The sequence below is a fragment of the Marinobacter shengliensis genome (assembly GCF_003007715.1).
Classification (GTDB): domain Bacteria; phylum Pseudomonadota; class Gammaproteobacteria; order Pseudomonadales; family Oleiphilaceae; genus Marinobacter; species Marinobacter shengliensis.
In genome coordinates this window covers 32,375-52,449 of record NZ_PXNO01000020.1, presented here as the reverse complement: position 1 = coordinate 52,449, position 20,075 = coordinate 32,375, and the positions used below count along the sequence as shown (strand labels likewise).

The window sequence follows — 20,075 nt, the reverse complement described above, 5'->3', positions numbered from 1 at the left end:
GGAGACCGCCATGAGTGAACAGGAAATCAAGGTTCCCGATCTCGGCGGTGCTGATGAAGTCGAGGTTATCGAAATCATCGTCAGTGCAGGGGACTCCGTTGAAGAAGAAGATCCGATTCTGACCGTAGAATCCGACAAAGCCTCCGTGGAACTGCCGGCGCCCGCCGCCGGCAAGATCACCAAAATCACCGTGAAGGTGGGTGACAAGGTCAAGGAAGGCGATGTGATCGGCATGATGGAAGGTGGTGCCGGCGGCTCTGACGACGACGGCAGCGACAAATCCGACGAGCCCGATCCGAAGGCAGAAAGTAAAACCGAGGCCAAATCCGAAGACAGCAAACCGGCGCCCAAGAAAAAATCCGGCGGCTCCCGCACCGAAGTGGTGAAGGTTCCGTCGCTGGATGGTTTTGATGACGTGCCGGTGATTGAAATCAACGTGGCGGAAGGCGACACCGTTGGCGAGGATGATCCGCTGGTCACCGTGGAATCCGACAAGGCCACCATGGAAATTCCGTCGCCCTATGCCGGCAAGATCGGCAAGATTCTGGTGAAGGAAGGCGACAAGCTTTCTGAAGGCGTTGACCTGCTGGAAATGACCATAGAAGAGGATGGTGGCGACGAGGAAGAAACGTCAGATTCCGGTGAAAGCGCCAAGGCTGACAGCCAGGGCAGCAAGCCCGAAGCAAAAGCCGACAAGCAGGAAGCCGCGCCCCAGCCCCAGGGTTCTACCTATGAGCCACCGGCGCCGGGCACCAAGGTGCATGCCGGCCCCGCCGTGCGCAAGCTGGCCCGGGAGCTGGGTGCAGACCTCACCCGTGTGAAAGGTTCCGGCCCGAAAAGCCGCATCCTGAAGGACGACGTGCACGCCTATGTGAAGAGCCAGCTGCAACAGGCCCAGCAGGGTACAGGTGTGGCGACAGGCTCCGGCATTCCGGGCGTGAAGCTGCCGGACTTCAGTCAGTTCGGTGAAGTGGAGCGCGAAGGCATGTCCCGCATGATGGCGGCTACCGCCACCAACATGCAGCGCAGCTGGTTGAACGTACCCCACGTCACCCAGTTTGACGATGCCGACATCACCGAAATGGAAGACTTCCGCAAGGCCCAGAAAGTGGCCGGCGAAAAGCGTGGCGTGAAAATGACCCCGCTGCCGTTCCTGCTCAAAGCCTGCGCTGCCGCGTTGGCGGAACTGCCTCAGTTCAATGTGTCCCTGGACATGGAACGTAAAGAGGTAGTGCGCAAGAAGTACATCCACATCGGCATTGCCGTGGACACACCCCATGGCCTGATGGTGCCGGTGATTCGAAACGTCGACCAGAAAGGCCTGTGGGAACTGGCTGCCGAGAGCGCCGAACTGGCCCAGAAGGCGAGGGACAAACAGCTGAAGCCGGCAGAAATGCAGGGCGCCTGTTTTACCATCACCAGCCTGGGTGGCATTGGCGGCACCGCGTTCACGCCCATCGTGAACACGCCGGAAGTGGCCATTCTGGGTGTCTCCAAGGCATCCATGAAGCCCGTGTGGGACGGCAAGGCATTCCAGCCACGGCTGATGCTGCCGCTGTCGTTGTCTTACGACCACCGGGCGGTGAACGGGGCGGACGCAGCCCGGTTTACCAACCTGCTGGCGCAGCTGTTGGGGGATATTCGTACCCTGCTGTTGTAATGCATGCCTGCTGCCGCCTCCGTTAGCGATGACGGGGGCGGCAGAAACTGGCAGGATGATGGTTTTCTGGTTCAGGGAAACCGTCATGGCCAACAAACCAAGCTTCAACTGGGAAGACCCCCTGCTGCTCGACCAGCAGCTCTCCGAAGACGAACGCATGGTGCGCGACAGCGCCCGGCAGTTTGCTGACAAGAATCTCCGCTCCCGTGTGGTGGAGGCCTTCCGTAACGAACACACCGATCCTGCTATCTTTCGCGAAATGGGCGAGAACGGCCTGCTGGGTGCCACCTTGCCGGAGCAATACGGCGGCAGTGGCCTCAACTATGTGAGTTATGGCCTGATCGCCCGTGAGATCGAGCGGGTGGATTCCGGCTATCGCTCCATGATGAGTGTGCAGTCCTCACTGGTGATGGTGCCCATCTACGAATTCGGTAACGAAGAAACCCGCCAGAAATACCTGCCCAAACTGGCCTCCGGTGAATGGATTGGTTGCTTCGGCCTGACCGAGCCGGACTATGGTTCAGACCCCGGCGCCATGATTACCCGTGCCCGCAAAGTAGACGGCGGCTACCGCCTGACCGGCAGCAAGATGTGGATCACCAACAGCCCGATCGCGGATGTGTTTGTGGTCTGGGCCAAGGACGATGACGACAAGATTCGGGGCTTTGTGCTGGAGAAGGGCTGGCAGGGCCTGAGCGCCCCGGTCATTCACGGCAAGGTGGGCCTGCGGGCGTCGATCACCGGTGAAATCGTGATGGATAACGTCTTCGTGCCGGAAGAAAACGCCTTCCCCGATGTGCGAGGCCTCAAAGGCCCGTTCACCTGCCTGGACTCTGCCCGCTATGGCATTTCCTGGGGTGCCCTCGGTGCCGCCGAAGACTGCTGGCACACCGCTCGCCGGTATGTGCTGGACCGCCAACAATTCGGCCGGCCGCTGGCCGCCAACCAGCTGATCCAGAAAAAGCTGGCCGACATGCAAACGGACATCACCCTGGCCCTGCAGGGCAGCCTGCGCCTGGGCCGGATGAAAGACGAAGGCACAGCGGCGGTGGAGATAACCTCCATCATGAAGCGCAACTCCTGCGGCAAGGCACTGGATGTGGCGCGCCTGGCTCGCGACATGCTCGGTGGCAATGGCATCAGTGACGAATTCGGTGTTGCCCGGCACCTGGTGAACCTGGAAGTGGTGAACACCTATGAGGGCACCCACGATGTGCACGCACTGATTCTTGGCCGGGCCCAGACTGGCATCCAGGCCTTTTTCTGAGCGCGGTAGCTCGCCATGAACGGGGCCATTGCCGGTAGGGCATGGTCCCGCTATTCCGCTGAAAGGCTGTCTCCTCGGCCAATGTCTGACGGGTGGCAGCCATCCACTATCAGCCCCATGAACATCCAGAACAATGACATGAGGCTCCCATGAACCCCGCAAAACTGCTCTCCACCCCGCTTAAGCTGCGAAACGGCTCTGTTATCCCCAACCGATTTGCCAAGTCCGCCATGAGCGAGACCCTGGGCACCATCGATAACCATCCCACCAAAGAGTTGGCAACCCTGTATCGTGCGTGGGCAGAGGGCGGCACCGGGCTGTCTATCACGGGTAACGTGATGATCGACCGCCGGCACATCGGGGAGCCACAGAACGTGGTTCTCGAGGATGAAAGCGATCTCGAGCTTCTGACCGCCTGGGCCAAGGCCGGGCAACAGGGAGGCAAGCAGATCTGGATGCAGCTGAACCATCCCGGCAAGCAAAGCCCCAAAATGCTGAACAAAGACCCTGTCTCGCCCAGTGCGATTCCGTTCAAAAAAGAACTCCGCAGCATGTTTGCCACACCCCGCGCCCTGACCGGCCCGGAAATAGAAGACATCATCCAGCGCTTTGCCCGCAGTGCTGCCGTTGCCCAGAAGGCAGGCTTCGATGGCGTGCAGATTCACGGCGCTCACGGCTACCTCGTGAGCCAGTTCCTGTCGCCCCATCACAATCAGCGCACAGACGAGTGGGGTGGCTCTGCCGAGAAACGCCGCCGCTTTGTGCTGGCAGTGTACAGGGCTATCCGGAAAGCCTGCGGTGAATCGTTCAATATCGGCATCAAACTGAACTCCGCAGACTTCCAGCGCGGCGGTTTTACCGAGGACGAATCGCTGGCGGTGATCAAGGCACTCGTCGCAGAGGGGATTGATCTGGTGGAAATCTCCGGCGGTAACTACGAGAACCCGGCCATGGCCAAGGGTGCGGAAGACGGCGAGGTAAAAGCCAGCACCCTGGCGCGGGAGGCTTACTTCCTGGAATTCGCAGAGAAAGTGCGTGAGCTGACCGACGTACCGCTGATGGTGACCGGTGGCTTCCGTACCGAAACCGGCATGGCCCAGGCCATCGCCTCCGGCGCGACGGACCTGGTGGGCCTGGCCCGGCCATTAGTGGTTGAGCCGGATCTGCCGAATAGGATTATGGCCGGCAATCAGGTCACCAGCGCCGTGAAACCCATTAAAACCGGTATCCGCCTCATCGACGATATGGCCCTGATGGAAGTGAGCTGGTACACACGGCAGATCGGCCGCATTGCCCGTGGCAAGGCACCGAAACAGCATGACAGGGGGATTCTCTCGTTAATGGAAGTGCTGGGTGTGATGACCACCCGGGGTGTGCGAACCCGATTACGGGCTGGCTAATAGAGCTCCTCAGCAGCAGGTCAGGGCCTTGGCCGCTGGCCTGCTGCTGGTTTGATCAGTTAGCTCAGTTAGCAAAGAACATCCAATCGAAATAGTCGTGCAGATCCTGCATGGCAATGGCTTCAGAAGGCTGGGTAAGCTCGAACAGAACAGACTGGTCTTGGGCTATTTTCATGGTGTCACCTCATGGGGTTGCGACAGTAGAGGCCGGGCAGCGTTGCGGAGGCCGGCTTTGCAATCAGAACATTGCATCAGTCGTGCCAAAGGTGCGGAAACGGCTAACTTGTTGAGTTTTCAGGGTTGGTGTGAAGCGCAATTCGGGGCAAGTGAGCGCAGTGATTCATGGCGGTGCAAACTGCACCAACCTGAAACGAAAAACCCCGGCCGAAGCCGGGGTAATTCTGAGTTAACTTCTAACAGGAAGGGTTAGAAGTTGTACTGCGCAGCGAACAGGATGCGGCTGGCATCACCGTCGGTACCGTCCACGTTTTCACGCTTCAGGAACTGGTACTCAACGCCCATCATGACGTTTTTGACCGGTGTCCACTGGTAGTTGGCCATAATGGCCTGGTTGCTTTCGCTTTGATCAGCAACTGCTGCTGCACCGAGATCACTCACCGCATCGTCCCAGTCAACCTCAACATAGCCGTAGCCAATGTTGATACTGCGGCCACCGCCCAGGTTGATGCCGGCACCGATGGAGCCGCCGTAGCCTGAGATGGTTTCAACGCTGTCTCCATCCACATAGGCGCTGGCGGCACCGAAGTTTTCACCGGAGCGATACAGGTAGCTGTTGGCACCGTCGGTGTAGGTCAGCGTACCTTGCAGGGTGATCATGTCGGTCAGAGCCATCTTGGCGGCAACGAAGGTGGCGAAGCCAAATGCACTATCGTCATCAGCCCCGTCGTCAACGGTAAGTTGGTGTGCCAAAACAGCTGCGGAATAGCTAAGCCCGCCCTGGGAGTCTTCCAAGCGCGCAGTGAAGGCTGGCATGCCGTCCCGTTTGTCCGCATCATCTAACTCAGCTTCCACTGGATCGAAAAAGACAATTGAGTTCTGCGGCTGCTCCAGAGAGAACGACAGCGGACCAGTGGTATAGCGAGCCTGGGCCACGCGGCCTTGCAGGCCTGCCAAACCGGGCAGAGAGTCAAAATCCAGAGTTGAGGTGTTGCCGACGAAGCTGTTGAAGTTAGACCAGGTCTGGCCCATCAACACGCCATTGTATTCACCAAACGCGTGGCGCAGGCGCAGGTTACCCGGGCGGAAGTCGCCCTCAACGGTAACGCTTACACCTTCCGGTGATACTGTCTTGAAACCGAGGCGGCTTTGAACCGCATCCGCGCCGAAATGGCCGTCAGGTGCGTTATCGTTGCCGGCAAGGTCTTCGAATGAGCCTGAGCGAGTGCTCAGTGCCTGATCGCTATCCACGTCGTAGCTGGCATTCATACGAGCGTAACCGTAAACGCTTACGTCGTAATCACCCGCACTGAAACTAACAGCGCTTGCCTGGCCAGCTACGCCAAACACAGCCACTGCCGCCGTTGCACGGATTGCCATTCTTAACTTGTTGCTTTGCATCGTTGTTGTCTCCACACGTTTATTGTTGTTGGACCCAAAAACAAGGTAGTTACGAATCTGTGACAATTCAAACATAATTGGTGGTTATTTAGACGAATGTCTATAGCTCGATGGTGCAACGATGCTGGCATCCGGCCCTGCCAAATGGTCGTAATACCTCAGATGACAAAGAAACCTGCGCTTCTCAGTAACGAAACATTTGCTTTCCTTGATATCGAAACCACCGGCGGCAATCCGCAGCGGGACAGGATTACCGAGATCGGTATCCGGTTCTGGCGGGCCGGTGACGTGGTGGGGGAATGGCAAACCCTGCTGAACCCGGAAACGCGGATCTCCGGCTTTATCGAGCGCCTGACCGGTATCAGCAACGAGCTGGTGGCGGACGCTCCGCTATTCTCAGAGATTGCCGATGAGCTGGAAGAACAGTTGGCCGGAGTGATTTTTGTGGCTCACAACGCCCGCTTCGATTACGGCTTCATTAAGTCTGAGTTCCGTAAGCTGGGGCGAGCATTCAGCGCCCGGGTGTTGTGCACGGTCAGGCTCTCCCGGGCACTTTACCCGGAACACAGCCGCCACAATATGGATGCCCTGATCAACCGCCACAACCTGCCGCAGGTGGAGCGTCATCGGGCCATGGGCGATGTTTCCGCCATGCTGGCGTTCTTCGAGCACACTCTGGTTGAGCATGACACCGACACAGTGAACCAGGCCATCCAGCGACTGCTTCAACGCCAGAGTACGCCTTCTAACGTGCCGCCGGAGATCTTCGCGGAGTTGCCGCAGGGGCCGGGTGTTTATCGGTTTTATGGTGACAATGATGCGCTGCTGTACGTGGGCAAAAGCACCAACATTGCCCAGCGGGTGGCCTCACATTTCGCCGGAGATCATCAGTCTCCCCGGGGATTGCGCATGTCCGAAAGCCTGCGCCGGGTGGAGTTTACGGAAACCGCCGGTGAGCTGGGCGCTCTGTTGCTGGAACTGAAACAGATCAAAAGCCTGAACCCGCTCTATAACCGCCGCTCCCGTGCTGCCAAGAACCTGGTCAGCATCGCACTGACAACCAATAAGGAAGGCTATTTGCAGGCCGGACTGGCGCGAAAAGTGGTGCCGGACCAGCTCAGCGATTACTTCGGATTGTTCCGCAGCAAACGCGATGCGCTGGGCGCCATCCGCGGCATTGCCGGCAAGAACGACCTGTGCGGCAAACTGCTTGGGTTGGAGCCTGCCGGTGCCGGCCCATGCTTCCAGCGTAGCCTGGGCCGATGCAAAGGCGCCTGCGAAGGCGCGGAAGACCCCACCCGCTACAACCTGAGAATGCAGATCGCCTTCCACAACCTGCGCCTGAAAACCTGGCCCTGGCCCGGGCCTGTTGCCCTGGTGGAAGATAACCGCGACACCGACCGCACCGATATTCTGGTTGTCTACAACTGGGTGCACATCGCCACCCTGAACAGCGAGGAGGAACTGAACGACTTTGAACCGGGGGCTGACCCCGTTACCTTTGATCTCGACTCCTACAAACTGCTGGTCAAAGCCCTGCTGGGCCGTGACAAAAAGCCGTATCGAATCATCGAACTACCACCTTTGACGCAACCGGCTGTTCTTATGCCGTGAGTGGCGTATTATGGGGGCATTCACCCTGTCACTTAGCAATGAGTCACTGAGAGAGATCCATGAACAGAGAACCTGTCTCCCGCGAACTGTTTGATGAAGTAATGGTGCCCAACTACGCCCCCGGTAACATCATCCCGGTGCGAGGCGAGGGCTCCCGCGTGTGGGACCAGGAAGGGCGAGAGTTTGTGGACCTGCAGGGCGGCATTGCCGTCACCAGCCTCGGCCATTGCCACCCGGGCCTGGTGGGCGTGTTGCAGGAACAGGCGGAAAAAATCTGGCACCTGTCCAACGTCATGACCAACGAACCCGCGTTGCGTCTGGCCAAAACCCTGTGCGACCAGACCTTCGCAGAACGGGTATTCTTCGCCAACTCCGGCGCCGAAGCCAACGAAGCCGCCTTCAAACTGGCCCGCCGCTACGCCTGGGAACACTACGGCCCGGAGAAAAACGAAATCATCTCCTTCACCAGTTCCTTCCACGGCCGCACCCTGTTCACTGTCAGCGTCGGTGGCCAGCCGAAATATCTGGAAGGCTTCGAACCGGCTCCCGGCGGCATCCACCACGCCGAATTCAACAACCTGGATTCCGTGAAAGCATTGGTCTCCAAAGAAAAAACCTGCGCCATCGTCGTCGAGCCCATCCAGGGCGAAGGCGGCGTAATGCCCGCAGACCCTGAATTCCTCAAAGGCCTGCGCCAGCTCTGCGACGACAACAACGCCTTGCTGGTGTTCGACGAAGTACAAAGCGGCGTCGGCAGAACCGGCTACCTCTACGCATATGAGATGTACAACGTAGTGCCCGACATCCTCACCAGCGCCAAAGGCCTGGGCGGTGGCTTCCCGGTAGCTGCCATGCTCACCACCGCCAACGCCGCCAAAAGCCTTGGCGTGGGCACCCACGGCAGCACCTATGGCGGTAACGCCCTGGCCTGCGCCGTCGCCCAGAAAGTAATCGACACCGTCAGCCAGCCGGAAATCCTCAAAGGCGTCAAAGCCCGCTCCGAAAAACTGCGCAAAGGCATGATGGACATCGGCGAACGCTACGGAGTGTTTTCCGAAGTACGCGGTGCTGGTCTACTCTTAGGGTGTGTGCTGACCGAAAAGTGGCAGGGCAAAGCCAAAGACTTTCTCAACGCCGGCCTGGATGAGGGCGTGATGGTATTGGTCGCCGGTGCGAACGTGGTTCGTTTGGCGCCTTCGCTAATTATTCCGGAATCGGATATTGATGAAGCGCTGGAGCGTTTTGAGGCGGCCGTGAAAAAACTGACGGCGTAACAGGACGGCATAGCCCGAAGTAGGGGGCGGGCTGTTCACTCCTTCCGGGAATCTTGGAGGCCATGGATGGCCGGAACGAAGCGCACAGGGATGTGCTCGTAGCGTTTCCCGGAAGGAGTGAACAGCTCGCCCCCGGCCGGCAAATCAAAAGTCGCCGTTAGACCCGGGGAGTAATGACCATGTGGCGAGTCAGACCAGCCAAACTGGATGACCTGCAACAGATTCTGGACCTGACCAGCGCCCAGAGCGGCCGGCTGTCGTCCACCCTGCCCAATACCCAATCCGCCCTGACAAAAAAACTCCAACAGTCCCAGGCCAGCTTCGCCAACAAAACCGACACCAGCACCCCGCGCCGCCTGCTCTTCGTACTGGAAGACACAGACACCGGCCAACTCGCCGGCACCGCTGGCATAGACACCCGGGCAGGCAACGGCCAACCGTTCTACAACTACCGCCGCGATTACCTTATCCACGCCTCCCACGAACTCAACGTCTCCCGGCGCGTGGAAGTGCTGTACCCCAGCCACGCCCTGACTGATCTGACCCTGCTGTGCGCCTTCACCCTCAAACCGGACCTGCGAAATACCCCGGCCTTTGAACTGCTCTCCCGCGCCCGCATGATGTTCATCGCCAGCCACCGGGAATGGTTCACCAATCGCACCGTAGTGGAAATCCAGGGCATACAGCATGAGAGCGGCGAGGTGCCCTTCTGGGACAGCCTTGGCCGCCACTTCTTTAACATGGATTTCGAAACCGCCGACCAGCACTCCGGCCAGCTCAGCAAAACCTTCATTGCCGAACTCATGCCCCCGAACCCAATATACGTGACCTTACTCAGCGAAGCCGCGCAAGAGGCATTGGGTGAGCCGCACCCGCTTACCCGGCCCAATTACGACCTGCTGCAACGGGAAGGCTTTCTGCCCGGTTGCTACGTGGATATCTTCGATGGCGGTCCGGTGTTGGAGGCCCGAACGGACACGTTGAAAACCGTTGTGACCAGCCAGCCGAAAACGCTTCACGGTAGCGAGGGTCTGGATGGGGAAACCTGCCTGATCTCGGCGGGAGAAGCGCAAGACTTCCGCTGCCTGCTGACCTCGGTGTCTGAAACCCTGGCGGACGACGTAAAAGTACCGGTCAGCACCTGGCGTGCACTGGACAGGAGCGCCGGCGACCGGGTAAGGATCTCGCCATTATGATTAATCCAGCTCAGGGGAGGGCGTAACATGTTGTTGATTCGCCCGTTGCAGGAAAACGATCTTGATGATCTTTATGGAATGGCCCAGAACGCCGGCAAAGGGCTGACCACCCTGCCGGCAGACCGGGAACTGCTGCAACGTAAGATTGAGCGTACCCGGGAATCCTTCAACCAGCGCTGTGCCCCGGAGGCCGGGCTGTATCTGTTTGCCCTGGAAGAGACCCAAAGCGGAAAAACCGTTGGCATCAGCGGCATTGAAGCCCGCGTGGGCCTGGAAGAGGTGTTCTACAATTACCGGCTAAGCGTTACGGTGAATGCCTCGCGGGAACTGGGCGTGCATGTGCGTACACCCACCTTGCACCTGTCCAATGATATGACGGACACCACCGAAATCTGTTCGCTGTTGTTGGCCGGAGGTTATCAGGGAGGAGGTAACGGCTTGTTGTTATCCCGCTGCCGGTTCATGTTCCTCGATGACTTTCGCAAGCACTTCTCGGAAAAAGTCTTTGCCGAGATGCGTGGCGTGTCTGATAAAGACGGTCGCAGCCCGCTTTGGGATGCCCTTGGCAGCAAGTTCTTTGACATGGAATTCAGCCAGGCGGACATGCTCTCTGGCCTTGGCAACAAGTCCTTTATTGCCGAGCTGATGCCCAAGTACCCGATCTACCTGCCGATGCTGCCGGAAGAGGCGCGGGCGGTCATCGGCATGGTGCATGATAATACCCGGCCGGCATTGAAAATGTTGCAGGCAGAAGGTTTCAACTTTAACGGCATGGTGGATATTTTTGATGGCGGGCCGGCGGTGGAGGCGTTCGTGAACAACATCCGAACCGTGCGGGAATCCATCAATCGCCACGCCATGGTGGTCAATAAACCCATGAACCTGGACGTGCCACCGGAACAGCGCGTGATGATTTCAAACCGGTCGTTCCGGGACTTCAGGGTAACCACCCTGCCCATGGAATGTATCGGGCCGGATACCGTGAGTATTCCCCGCGAGGTGGCGGATGCCCTGCTGATCGAGTCCGGAGATCCGGTTCGTCTTGCGCCCTTGAAGGAAAGCGCTTTGTCACCCATTCATATACTGAAGGGCCAGGAAAGTGAGGACGAGAAAATTCTCGACCGGGTACGCCATTATCGTAACCGGCATGGTCAGGATTAGCGCCGAAGCCGCTGACAAATTCCCTAATTGGAGGTGAGGAACAATGGCAAACCTGTCAGGCAATCTTTTTATAGACGGGCTGTGGATTCAGGGCCACGGGCAGCCATTTGAATCGTTACAGCCGGTCACGGGTGAGACTGTCTGGGACGGCAACGGCGCTAACCTGGAAGATGTAGACGCCGCCGTTCGCGAGGCCCGGGCTGCATTTGCAGCCTGGCGGCGGAAGAGTTTTGCCGAGCGCCAGGCGGTGGTGGAGGCGTTTGCCCAGCAGCTGGAGGCCAACAAAGAGGCCCTGGCCCATCAGATTGGCCTGGAGACCGGCAAGCCGCTGTGGGAATCCCGCACCGAGGTGGCGGCCATGATTGGCAAGGTGCCCATTTCCATCCGGGCATACAACGAACGTACCGGACACTCAGAGTCGGATGTGGCCGGAGGGCATGCGGTACTTCGGCACCGGCCCCATGGCGTGGTGGCGGTGTTCGGCCCTTACAACTTTCCTGGCCATTTGCCGAACGGCCATATTGTGCCGGCCCTGCTGGCGGGCAACACCGTGGTGTTCAAGCCCAGTGAGCTGACACCGGGCGTTGCCGAAATGACCGTGCGTTTCTGGGAAAAGGCAGGCCTGCCGGATGGTGTGATCAACCTGGTCCAGGGCGGCGCTGATACCGGCATATGCCTGGCCCGCCACCCGATGATCGACGGTCTGTTCTTCACCGGCAGTTCCAATGTTGGTCATCTGTTGCACGAACAGTTTGGCGGCCAGCCGGAGAAAATTCTGGCGCTGGAAATGGGCGGGAACAATCCGTTGATTGTGCAGAACGTGGCGGATGTAGACGGTGCAGTACATCATACGATCCAGTCTGCTTTTTTGTCGGCCGGCCAGCGCTGCACCTGTGCACGCCGGCTGCTGGTTCCCAAAGGCAAGAAAGGGGATGAGTTCCTGGCCCGGCTTGTAGACGTTGCCTCCCGTATTCAGGTGGGCGATTTTGATGCGGAGCCCCAGCCGTTCATGGGCTCGGTCATCTCTGCACAGGCGGCTGAGATGCTGCTGCAGGCCCAGGCCGATATGCTGGAGAAGGGCGCCAGTTCCCTGCTTGAGATGAAACAGCTGAAGCCGGGCACAGGCTTGTTGTCACCAGGTATTGTCGATGCCACGGAGGTGGAGCTGAAGGATCAGGAATTCTTTGGCCCGCTGCTGACGGTATACCGCTACAAGAGTTTTGACGATGCCCTGGAGCTGGCCAACAACACCCGTTTCGGGTTGTCGGCGGGCATTCTGAGTGACGACCGCAAACTGTATAACCGGCTGGTGGAAGAGGTGCGCGCGGGCATTGTGAACTGGAACCGGCCGCTGACCGGGGCCAGCAGTGCGGCACCGTTTGGTGGTGTGGGCGCCAGCGGCAACCACCGCGCCAGTGCCTATTACGCGGCGGACTACTGCGCCTGGCCCATGGCCTCGCTGGAGGCTGGCAAGAGTGAAATGCCAGATACCCTGGCGCCCGGCCTGACATTTGACTGACAGGAAGCCTGCTATGGTGAAACACGCGGTTGAAGCGAATTTTGACGGGCTGGTGGGCCCCACCCATAACTACGCAGGGTTGTCCTGGGGGAATGTGGCGTCGAAATCCAACGTGAACTCGGTGGCCAATCCCAGAGAGGCCGCCTTGCAAGGGTTGGCCAAGATGAAGCAGCTGGCCGACCGGGGCTACGTTCAGGGCGTCTTGCCGCCCCATGAGCGGCCACACCTGCCAACACTGCGCGCCCTCGGGTTTACCGGTAATGACCGGCAGGTGCTGGAGCAGGCCGCGAGTACAGACCCCTCCATTCTGGCCGCGGTGTCGTCCGCATCTGCCATGTGGACCGCCAATGCGGCGACGGTGTCCCCCAGTGCGGATACCAAAGACCATCGAGTACATTTCACTCCGGCGAATCTCAGCGCCAAGTTTCACCGGTCCATCGAGCACCGGGTGACCGGTCGTGCCCTGAAAGCCATTTTTACGGACGAAAGCTACTTTGCACACCACCCGGCCTTGCCCTCGGTCAACCACTTCGGGGATGAGGGTGCGGCCAACCACACCCGGTTGTGCAGCCGTTATGGTGAGCCCGGTGTGGAATTGTTTGTGTATGGCCAGGTAGCCTTCAACGAGCAGGCCCCGGCACCGGTCAAATACCCGGCCCGGCAAACCCTGGAAGCCTCCAGGGCCATCGCACGGCTGCATGGGCTGAATGACCGCCACGCGGTGTTTGCCCAACAGAACCCTGCCGCCATTGATGCCGGCGTGTTCCACAACGATGTGATTGCGGTGGGCAACGGCAACTGCCTGTTCTACCACGAACTGGCGTTTCTGGAGGAAGACCGGGTGCTGGCGGAGCTGAGCGACCGGCTTACCGGGGCAAAGCTGGAGGCCGTTCGGGTGTCTGCCAGTGAGGTGCCCATTGAAGATGCCGTGGCCTCGTACCTGTTCAACAGCCAGCTGCTGAATACCCCCGACGGCATGTTGCTGGCGGTGCCCGGTGAGTGCCGGGAAGTGCCTTCAGTAAGCCGTTACCTGGATCAGATGGTCAAAGGCGATGGCCCCATCACCAGCGTCGAAGTGTTTGATGTGAAACAGTCCATGAGAAACGGAGGTGGGCCCGCCTGCCTGCGTTTGCGGGTGGTGTTGAACGATGAGGAGCTACACGCCATCAACCGGGGCGTGATTCTGACCGATGCACTCTACGACCGCCTGGTAACCTGGGTGAACGCCCATTATCGGAGTGAGCTCGACCAACAGGACCTGGCAGACCCGATGCTGCTGGAGGAAGTCCGCAAGGCCCTGGACGAACTCACCGGTATTCTGGGGCTGGGTTCTATTTACGATTTCCAGTTGTAGCGAGCGGCGCTACTGGCTGGCGATGGAGCGGGTCAGCATATCCATGGTGTGGCGAATCAGGGCATCGGCGGGAAAGCTGCCGGCCTGAGTGGCTTCTGATTGGCAAAGCATGATCACGCCGTGCAGGGCGCCCCGCAGGTACAGGGCCGTTTGTGCCGGTGAGCTGATGCGCTCCCGGCTCATGGTGCCGTCTTCCAGGCCGGTGTGAATAGCGGCTGTCATCAACTGCATCAGCTCGTTCTTGGAGCAGAGCATTTCCCGGGTCTGATCTTCGTCGGCATCGGCGATGGCGGTAGACGCCTTGGTGAGCGCCGAGAAATAATCCGGTTCCTCCAGGTAAAAGCGATAGTAAGCCTCCCCCATGGCGCGGATCTGCGCCAGACCTGTCTCTGCTGAACCAAGCGCGTTTTCGAAACGTGTCACCAGGCTTTGGCCGGCCCGCAGCATGATCCCACGCTGAATGGCCGCTTTGTCCTTGAAATAGACGTACAGCAGTGCCCTGCTCAGACTGGCCGTGCGTGCAATGTCGTCCATGGACGTGCGCTCATAACCCTTCTCGGAGAACACCAGCTCAGCGGCATTCAGAATGGCGTCGTACCTTGCCTGTTTTTCCCGTTCCCGTCGTGACTTCAGGGGTTCGTTCATGGTGTTCCCGGCTTCCTGTGCGATGGCTGCATGATACCTGAAAGTGAATGGAAACCGATTATTGACAATTTGTCAAAGAATGACATGATGTCGGAAACAACCGGCGGTTTCCGAAGGAACGGAGGCCAACAATCAATCGTTTCAGGGAAAGGGGCTGAACATCATGTCTCTCATTAAGCGCGGTGCGCCATTCTCTCTCGCTAGCCTGGCGCTGGTGGTTCTGGTTCTCTCTGGTTGCCGTGGTGGTACTGCCGATGTCCCCTCGGAGGCTGCGGTGTCTGTACGCGTGGCGGAGGTGACCGGCGGACAGGTGGAAGAAATCCCCTTACGGTTCTCCGGCATTGTCCGGGCTGCCCAGCGGGCCACCCTCACGTTCCAGCTCAGCGGCACCCTCCGGGAGCGCCCGGTAGAGCTGGGGCAGAATGTGAAGCCGGGGGATGTGCTGGCACGCCTCTACAATCCCGCCCTGGAACCGGCCCGTGATTCTGCCGCTGCACGATTGGAAGAGCTGAAAACCCAGTTTGATCAGGCCCAGCGGGAATGGGAGCGTTCCAGCCGGCTGCACCAGCGTGGTGTGGTGTCGGAACAGAACCTGGAACAGATCGCCGCCCGTCGGGATTCCCTGAGAGCCAGTATGGCCACAGCGGAAGCCTCACTGGCGGAAGCCACCCGCTTGCTGGAAGAAAGCGTATTGAAAGCGCCGTTTGCCGGTCAGGTGGAAGCCTTGCTGGTGGAGCGTGATGAATTTGTATCTGCCGGCCAGCCGGTGATTCGATTGTCGTCACCGCTGGGGCGGGAAGTGGAGGTGCGTGTGCCTGCCCATCTGCTCAGCCACGTACGCGTGGGGCAGGAGTTGCCGGTCTGGTCCGTGCAGGATCGCAACCGGGACGCGGAAACCGGCACCGTGATTGAGATTGCCCAGGGTAGTTCCATTCGCGGTGAGCTGCACCCGGTTTTGGTGAGCCTGCCGCCCCAGTCCCTGGGTTCCGGCGAACCGGTCGAGGTGGGTATCACACCGGTGCGGGCCTCTGCCATGACCGTGCCTTTGCTGGCAGTGGTGAGAAACGACTCGGGCACCAGCGTATTCAGGGTGGACGACGCCACTGCGCGGCAGGTGCCGGTTAAAATCGACCGGGTGATTGGTGAGCGGGTGATGGTGCACCCGGGCGAATTGCAGGCGGGTGACCAGGTAGTATACGCCGGCACTACCCGGCTGGTAGATGGTGACCGGGTGGAGATCCGCTGATGGCCCGCCAACTGCTGAACTATCAACGCTTGCTGGGCATGGTGGTGACCATGCTTTGCCTGTTGGGTATTGCGGCCTACAGCACCATGCCCCGGCAGGAAGACCCCTCGTTTCCCTATCGTGCCGGCATGATTACCGTCAGTTATCCCGGTGCCAGTGCCGAGGCGGTTGAGCGCCTGGTATTGCGGCCACTGACCGATGAACTGCGTCAGGTGGAGGAACTGGATTTCAGCTTCGGTACCGCCCGCACCGGCGTGGCGCTTTCCCGCCTCAAACTCCGGGACCATATCTACGATACCGACCCCGCCTGGGACCGTGTGCGACAGGCCATGGAGCGGGCCCGGCAGGACTTTCCGGACGATGTTGGCCAGATGACCCTGGATGATCGGCTGATTGATATTCCCGCCGTGGTGATTGCCGTGGGTGGCTCGCCCTCGGTAACCGAACTTTCGAAAGTGGCCGAACGCCTGAAACAGAACCTGTCGGATATTCCCGGCATTTCCCGCATTGAGCTTGAGGGGGATGCCGACGAACAGATCACCCTGGCCCTGGACGACGCCGCACTGTTCCGCCTGGGCATTTCTCCGAAACGGGTGCTGGACACCCTGGCCCAGCGCAACCAGACCATTCCCGGCGGCTTTGTGGTGGTGGACGGCAAGCGACTGTCTGTGTTGCCCAACACCGAATTCGCTGACATAGATGATATTCGCGCAACCCCTATCGAACTGCCGGACGGCTCCCAAGTGCCTCTGGCCGCCGCTGCCGAAGTGTGGCGAGGCCCGGCGGAACCCCGGCAACCGGAAACCTGGTTTGATGGTGAGCGAGTGGTGCTGCTGTCCATCATCATGGAAGAGGGCAGTACCGACGCGATTCGCTTTGGCGAGCGTATCCGCGAGCGGGTGGAGCAGGTTCGGGGCGATTTCGAACCCTATGAAATCCGGGAGATGTTCTTCCAGCCAGACAAGGTTGCCGAACGCCTGGTGAACCTGGCCTGGAGCCTGGTGTTGTCGGTTTTGATTATCGTTGCCGTGGTGTTCACCGGTATGGGCATTCGCATGGGCCTGCTGGTGGCCTCGATACTGCCGATGGTGGCGCTGATCAGCGTGGGCCTGTACGACCTGGGCGGCGGAGTGCTGCACCAGATTGCGGTGATCGGCATGGTGATTTCCCTGGGTATCCTGATCGACAATGCGATTGTCATTGTTGAGAACATTCAGGGTCATCTGGACGAGGGCATGCGTCGCCTTGATGCCCTGAAACAAGCGGTTGGCGAGCTGGCCGGCCCGCTCGGTGCGTCCACTGGTACCACACTGGCAGCCTTTGCACCCCTGCTGATGGCCAAGGGCGGTGCGGCGGATTTCACCCGGGGTGTGCCGGTGATGATCATGCTCACCCTGTCGGTCAGTTACCTTCTGGCCATTTCAGCGGTGCCCCTGCTGGCGGCCCGTTTCCTCAAACCCCGCAGAAACGTGCAGGGTGATCGCCTGATCGGGTTGGCGCGCTTTCTGGGCGGGCTGGTGTTCCGGTATCCCGGGCGCCTGATCATCCTCGGCGCAGGGCTGGTCACCATCAGTCTTTCCATGACTCCGTTCATGGCGCAACAGTTCTTCCCCAATGCGGACCGGCCCCGGGTGATCGTGGAGCTGTACATGCCGGAGGGCACCGACCAGGCCCGCACCGCAGAAGTTGCCGAACGCCTGGAACGGGCCATTCGCACCCTGCCGGAAGCACTGGAGGTGCACCGGTTTGTTGGCTTCACCGGCCCAGCGTTCTATTACAACCTCCAACGATCGCCCCAGTCGCCCAATCGGGCCAGGCTGGTTATCCGCACACCCACCCTGGCCGACACCACCGATTTGATCCACTGGGTCAGGAATGAAGTAGCGGTGTCCATGCCAGAGGTGGATATCTCTGCGGGCATCCTCGGCCAGGGGCCGCCCCGGACCGCACCGGTGGAAGTCCGGGTTTACCATGCAGACGACGCCACCCGCACCCGGGCGACGGAGCAGGTGTTCTCCGCGCTGAGGCGTATTGAAGGTACCGTGGACGTGCGTAACGACCTGGATATCGGTGTGCCCAGCATTGCCATCAACGTGGACGACGCCACTGCCGCCCGTTATGGCCTGAGCCGGGCGGATGTCGCCCAGAGCCTCTACGGCCAGAGCTTCGGTGCGGTGGCTGAGCGTTATCGCCAGGAAGATGACCCGATTCCCATGATCCTGCGTTCCCGCGAGGGTACCTCCCTGTCGCTGTCCCGGCTGTTGTCCGTCAACACCTACAACGACCGGGGCGATGCCGTACCGTTATCCGCTGTCGCCACCGTGGAAACCACCTGGGAGCCGGCTGCCAGATACCTGCGCAACGGCGTTCGGGTGAACACCGTGAGTGCCAACCTGGAAGACGGCTACAGCTTCAGCCAGGCCCTGGATGGCTTGAATGCGGCTCTTGAGAATCAGCCGTTGCCCGCCGGCACGCGGCTGGAAATGGGGGGCGATGCCGAAGGCTCCAACGACGCCAACACAGCACTGTTGAAAGCCGCGCCCATCGGCATGTTGTTGCTGTTGTTCTTCCTGCTGCTGCAGTTCAACTCATTCCGGCGGGTGGGGGTGATTCTGCTGACCGTGCCGCTGGCGACGGTGGGCATATTCCCCGGGCTTGTGTTATCCGGCTCGCCGTTCGGGTTTCAGTCGCTGCTGGGAGTGATTGCGCTGGTGGGAATTGTGGTGAACAACGCCATCGTGCTGCTGGATGTGATGGACCGGGAACTGGAGCGGGGCAGGGCCATCCGCGATGCGGTTCGTACCGCCGTTGAACGCCGAACCCGGCCGATCCTGTTAACCACGGCCACCACGGTTGCCGGATTGCTGCCCCTGGCATTCTCCAGCTCCACCCTGTGGCCGCCCATGGCCTGGGCCATTATCTCTGGCCTGCTGGCCTCAACGGTACTGACCCTGCTGGTGATCCCGTCTGTGTGCACCAAACTGATCAAACTGCCAGTGGCCGAACCGGAAAACGCCCCGGCCTGAGCCTGACCGGGGCCGGGTAACGAGCTACCTGGCCCCGAAACTTCCCTTAGCCCGAATCATCAAACCCACCCGCTGGCCAACCGGCACCGCCCGGTTCGGGAACACAATGGCCTCCGGCGCCGTGCCCACCTGATAACGGGTTTCGTCGTCTTCCCAGATCACCGTGCCCGGCTGGTATTCGGTAAAATTCGCCACATCATCCGGCACATGAAACCGGAAGGCTGGCCCGGTATTCAGAATCTCGTGCACCACCTCAAACACCGTCAGATGATCAAACGGCGCCTGAACCGCAGGCGCCGGCTGGCCACAAAACCGCCGCCGAAGCCCCCGCTCAATCCCCCTGAACCGCCGCAAATCATTCTTGCCAAACGGCTCCACCTTGCCTAGCTCCACGGTAAAACTCTCAGCGTTCAGCAGGCTGGCCGTGAACGACGAAAACACCGTCGACTCCCGGTGCTGCAACAACAGCGTCTCCACCTCCGCCTCCAGCAGAAACTCACACTGTGCCGCCGGTACCGACCGACCCTCCAAAAACGGATACAACGCAAACCGCTCCCGCTTCGACGGCCGAATCGCCGTGTGCAAATCATAGTGACTCAACGCCAGCCCCTGATGCGCCATCGCAAACTGCCGACACATCTCCTCCAGAAACCGCGCCCGCGCTGCCTCCGGCAGGCCCTTATATTCCGGCTTACTGTGAGCCCCGTTAAACAGCCGGTTCATGTTCACATCCACAAACCGCTCCCCGGCCAACATCGCCACCGGATTCCCCAACATCAGCAACGCCGGACAAGCCAACTGCCACTGCCCGGCAAACAATTCCGACACCAACCCGTTCAACACCTCAATCGGCGCCGTCTCATTACCGTGCACCCCGGCCGAGATAATCAACGCCTCCTTGTTCGGATTCTCCCGCCCCGCTGGCGGTGTCAGCCACAAAACACCATTGGCCTTACGGGAAACCTGCGTGCCGTCTGGGAGTTGGTGTTTGGTTTCGGGTAAATCGGAAGACGCGCTGGCCAGCGTATGGGCCAGCCAGTCGGGGTGGAAGTCAAAAAGATGATTTGAAGCGCTCATAGACTCCCCGCAAGGAAAGGAAAGGCGTGAATCCCCTGAATGAGTTTGGGGTCAGACG

General features: G+C 59.9%; 14 protein-coding genes. 11 read left to right on the top strand and 3 right to left on the bottom strand.

The features are described 5' to 3' along the window. Positions 1-10 precede the first annotated feature (10 nt). The 3 genes from aceF (at position 11) to C7H10_RS05840 (ending at position 4,327) form a co-directional block, all read left to right on the top strand. On the top strand, positions 11-1,660 hold the full coding sequence (aceF, locus tag C7H10_RS05850; protein ID WP_106694126.1) for a dihydrolipoyllysine-residue acetyltransferase: 1,650 nt from the start codon (positions 11-13) through the stop codon (positions 1,658-1,660). 85 nt (positions 1,661-1,745) lie between these two features. Further along, on the top strand, positions 1,746-2,927 hold the full coding sequence (locus tag C7H10_RS05845; protein WP_106694166.1) for an acyl-CoA dehydrogenase: 1,182 nt from the start codon (positions 1,746-1,748) through the stop codon (positions 2,925-2,927). Between the two features lie 149 nt (positions 2,928-3,076). After that, positions 3,077-4,327, top strand: a complete 1,251-nt coding sequence (locus C7H10_RS05840) for an NADH:flavin oxidoreductase/NADH oxidase family protein (RefSeq protein ID WP_106694125.1) — start codon at positions 3,077-3,079, stop codon at positions 4,325-4,327. A 426-nt stretch (positions 4,328-4,753) separates the two neighbouring features. Here the strand turns inward: C7H10_RS05840 and C7H10_RS05835 are convergent, their stop codons facing one another. Continuing rightward, the gene (locus tag C7H10_RS05835) at positions 4,754-5,884 is read right to left on the bottom strand and encodes a DcaP family trimeric outer membrane transporter (RefSeq protein ID WP_106694165.1); all 1,131 of its coding nucleotides are present in this window, start codon (positions 5,882-5,884) and stop codon (positions 4,754-4,756) included. Positions 5,885-6,067: 183 nt separating this feature from the next. Between C7H10_RS05835 and C7H10_RS05830 the strand changes: the two genes are divergently transcribed. The 6 genes from C7H10_RS05830 (at position 6,068) to astB (ending at position 14,023) form a co-directional block, all read left to right on the top strand. After that, entirely contained in the window at positions 6,068-7,519 is a 1,452-nt protein-coding gene (locus C7H10_RS05830; protein WP_106694124.1) for an exonuclease domain-containing protein, read from the top strand. Positions 7,520-7,578: 59 nt separating this feature from the next. Then, entirely contained in the window at positions 7,579-8,793 is a 1,215-nt protein-coding gene (locus C7H10_RS05825) for an aspartate aminotransferase family protein (RefSeq protein WP_106694123.1), read from the top strand. A 179-nt stretch (positions 8,794-8,972) separates the two neighbouring features. Continuing rightward, positions 8,973-9,989: an arginine N-succinyltransferase gene (locus tag C7H10_RS05820; protein ID WP_106694164.1), complete on the top strand. Its 1,017-nt coding sequence runs from the start codon at positions 8,973-8,975 to the stop codon at positions 9,987-9,989. A 27-nt stretch (positions 9,990-10,016) separates the two neighbouring features. Continuing rightward, entirely contained in the window at positions 10,017-11,150 is a 1,134-nt protein-coding gene (astA, locus tag C7H10_RS05815; protein ID WP_106694122.1) for an arginine N-succinyltransferase, read from the top strand. A gap of 43 nt (positions 11,151-11,193) precedes the next feature. Further along, positions 11,194-12,669, top strand: a complete 1,476-nt coding sequence (astD, locus tag C7H10_RS05810) for a succinylglutamate-semialdehyde dehydrogenase (protein ID WP_072676324.1) — start codon at positions 11,194-11,196, stop codon at positions 12,667-12,669. Between the two features lie 13 nt (positions 12,670-12,682). Next, complete coding sequence (gene astB, locus C7H10_RS05805; RefSeq protein WP_106694121.1) at positions 12,683-14,023, top strand: N-succinylarginine dihydrolase; 1,341 nt, start codon at positions 12,683-12,685, stop codon at positions 14,021-14,023. 9 nt (positions 14,024-14,032) lie between these two features. On the opposite strand, the gene C7H10_RS05800 is transcribed toward astB, so the two are convergent. Next, entirely contained in the window at positions 14,033-14,668 is a 636-nt protein-coding gene (locus tag C7H10_RS05800; RefSeq protein ID WP_106694120.1) for a TetR/AcrR family transcriptional regulator, read from the bottom strand. Positions 14,669-14,831: 163 nt separating this feature from the next. Here C7H10_RS05800 and C7H10_RS05795 point away from each other — a divergent pair, with 163 nt between their 5' ends. Together C7H10_RS05795 and C7H10_RS05790 are read left to right on the top strand one after the other, a co-directional pair. Continuing rightward, on the top strand, positions 14,832-15,914 hold the full coding sequence (locus C7H10_RS05795; RefSeq protein ID WP_106694119.1) for an efflux RND transporter periplasmic adaptor subunit: 1,083 nt from the start codon (positions 14,832-14,834) through the stop codon (positions 15,912-15,914). Beyond that, entirely contained in the window at positions 15,914-18,940 is a 3,027-nt protein-coding gene (locus C7H10_RS05790; protein WP_106694118.1) for an efflux RND transporter permease subunit, read from the top strand. Before C7H10_RS05795 ends, C7H10_RS05790 begins: the two co-directional genes overlap by 1 nt. Before the next feature lie 24 nt (positions 18,941-18,964). Here C7H10_RS05790 and C7H10_RS05785 read toward each other — a convergent pair whose 3' ends face one another. Next, the gene (locus tag C7H10_RS05785; RefSeq protein ID WP_106694117.1) at positions 18,965-20,017 is read right to left on the bottom strand and encodes a succinylglutamate desuccinylase; all 1,053 of its coding nucleotides are present in this window, start codon (positions 20,015-20,017) and stop codon (positions 18,965-18,967) included. Positions 20,018-20,075: the final 58 nt, after the last annotated feature.

What these genes read in the sequence shown, in the direction of transcription:
- astD (WP_072676324.1), top strand. Translation starts at nt 11,194, where the DNA reads ATGGCAAACCTGTCAGGCAATCTTTTTATAGACGGGCTGTGGATTCAG.
- C7H10_RS05795 (WP_106694119.1), top strand. Translation starts at nt 14,832, where the DNA reads ATGTCTCTCATTAAGCGCGGTGCGCCATTCTCTCTCGCTAGCCTGGCG.
- C7H10_RS05830 (WP_106694124.1), top strand. Translation starts at nt 6,068, where the DNA reads ATGACAAAGAAACCTGCGCTTCTCAGTAACGAAACATTTGCTTTCCTT.
- C7H10_RS05800 (WP_106694120.1), bottom strand. Translation starts at nt 14,668, where the DNA reads ATGAACGAACCCCTGAAGTCACGACGGGAACGGGAAAAACAGGCAAGG.
- C7H10_RS05845 (WP_106694166.1), top strand. Translation starts at nt 1,746, where the DNA reads ATGGCCAACAAACCAAGCTTCAACTGGGAAGACCCCCTGCTGCTCGAC.
- aceF (WP_106694126.1), top strand. Translation starts at nt 11, where the DNA reads ATGAGTGAACAGGAAATCAAGGTTCCCGATCTCGGCGGTGCTGATGAA.
- C7H10_RS05785 (WP_106694117.1), bottom strand. Translation starts at nt 20,017, where the DNA reads ATGAGCGCTTCAAATCATCTTTTTGACTTCCACCCCGACTGGCTGGCC.
- C7H10_RS05820 (WP_106694164.1), top strand. Translation starts at nt 8,973, where the DNA reads ATGTGGCGAGTCAGACCAGCCAAACTGGATGACCTGCAACAGATTCTG.
- C7H10_RS05825 (WP_106694123.1), top strand. Translation starts at nt 7,579, where the DNA reads ATGAACAGAGAACCTGTCTCCCGCGAACTGTTTGATGAAGTAATGGTG.
- C7H10_RS05835 (WP_106694165.1), bottom strand. Translation starts at nt 5,884, where the DNA reads ATGGCAATCCGTGCAACGGCGGCAGTGGCTGTGTTTGGCGTAGCTGGC.
- C7H10_RS05790 (WP_106694118.1), top strand. Translation starts at nt 15,914, where the DNA reads ATGGCCCGCCAACTGCTGAACTATCAACGCTTGCTGGGCATGGTGGTG.
- astB (WP_106694121.1), top strand. Translation starts at nt 12,683, where the DNA reads ATGGTGAAACACGCGGTTGAAGCGAATTTTGACGGGCTGGTGGGCCCC.
- C7H10_RS05840 (WP_106694125.1), top strand. Translation starts at nt 3,077, where the DNA reads ATGAACCCCGCAAAACTGCTCTCCACCCCGCTTAAGCTGCGAAACGGC.
- astA (WP_106694122.1), top strand. Translation starts at nt 10,017, where the DNA reads ATGTTGTTGATTCGCCCGTTGCAGGAAAACGATCTTGATGATCTTTAT.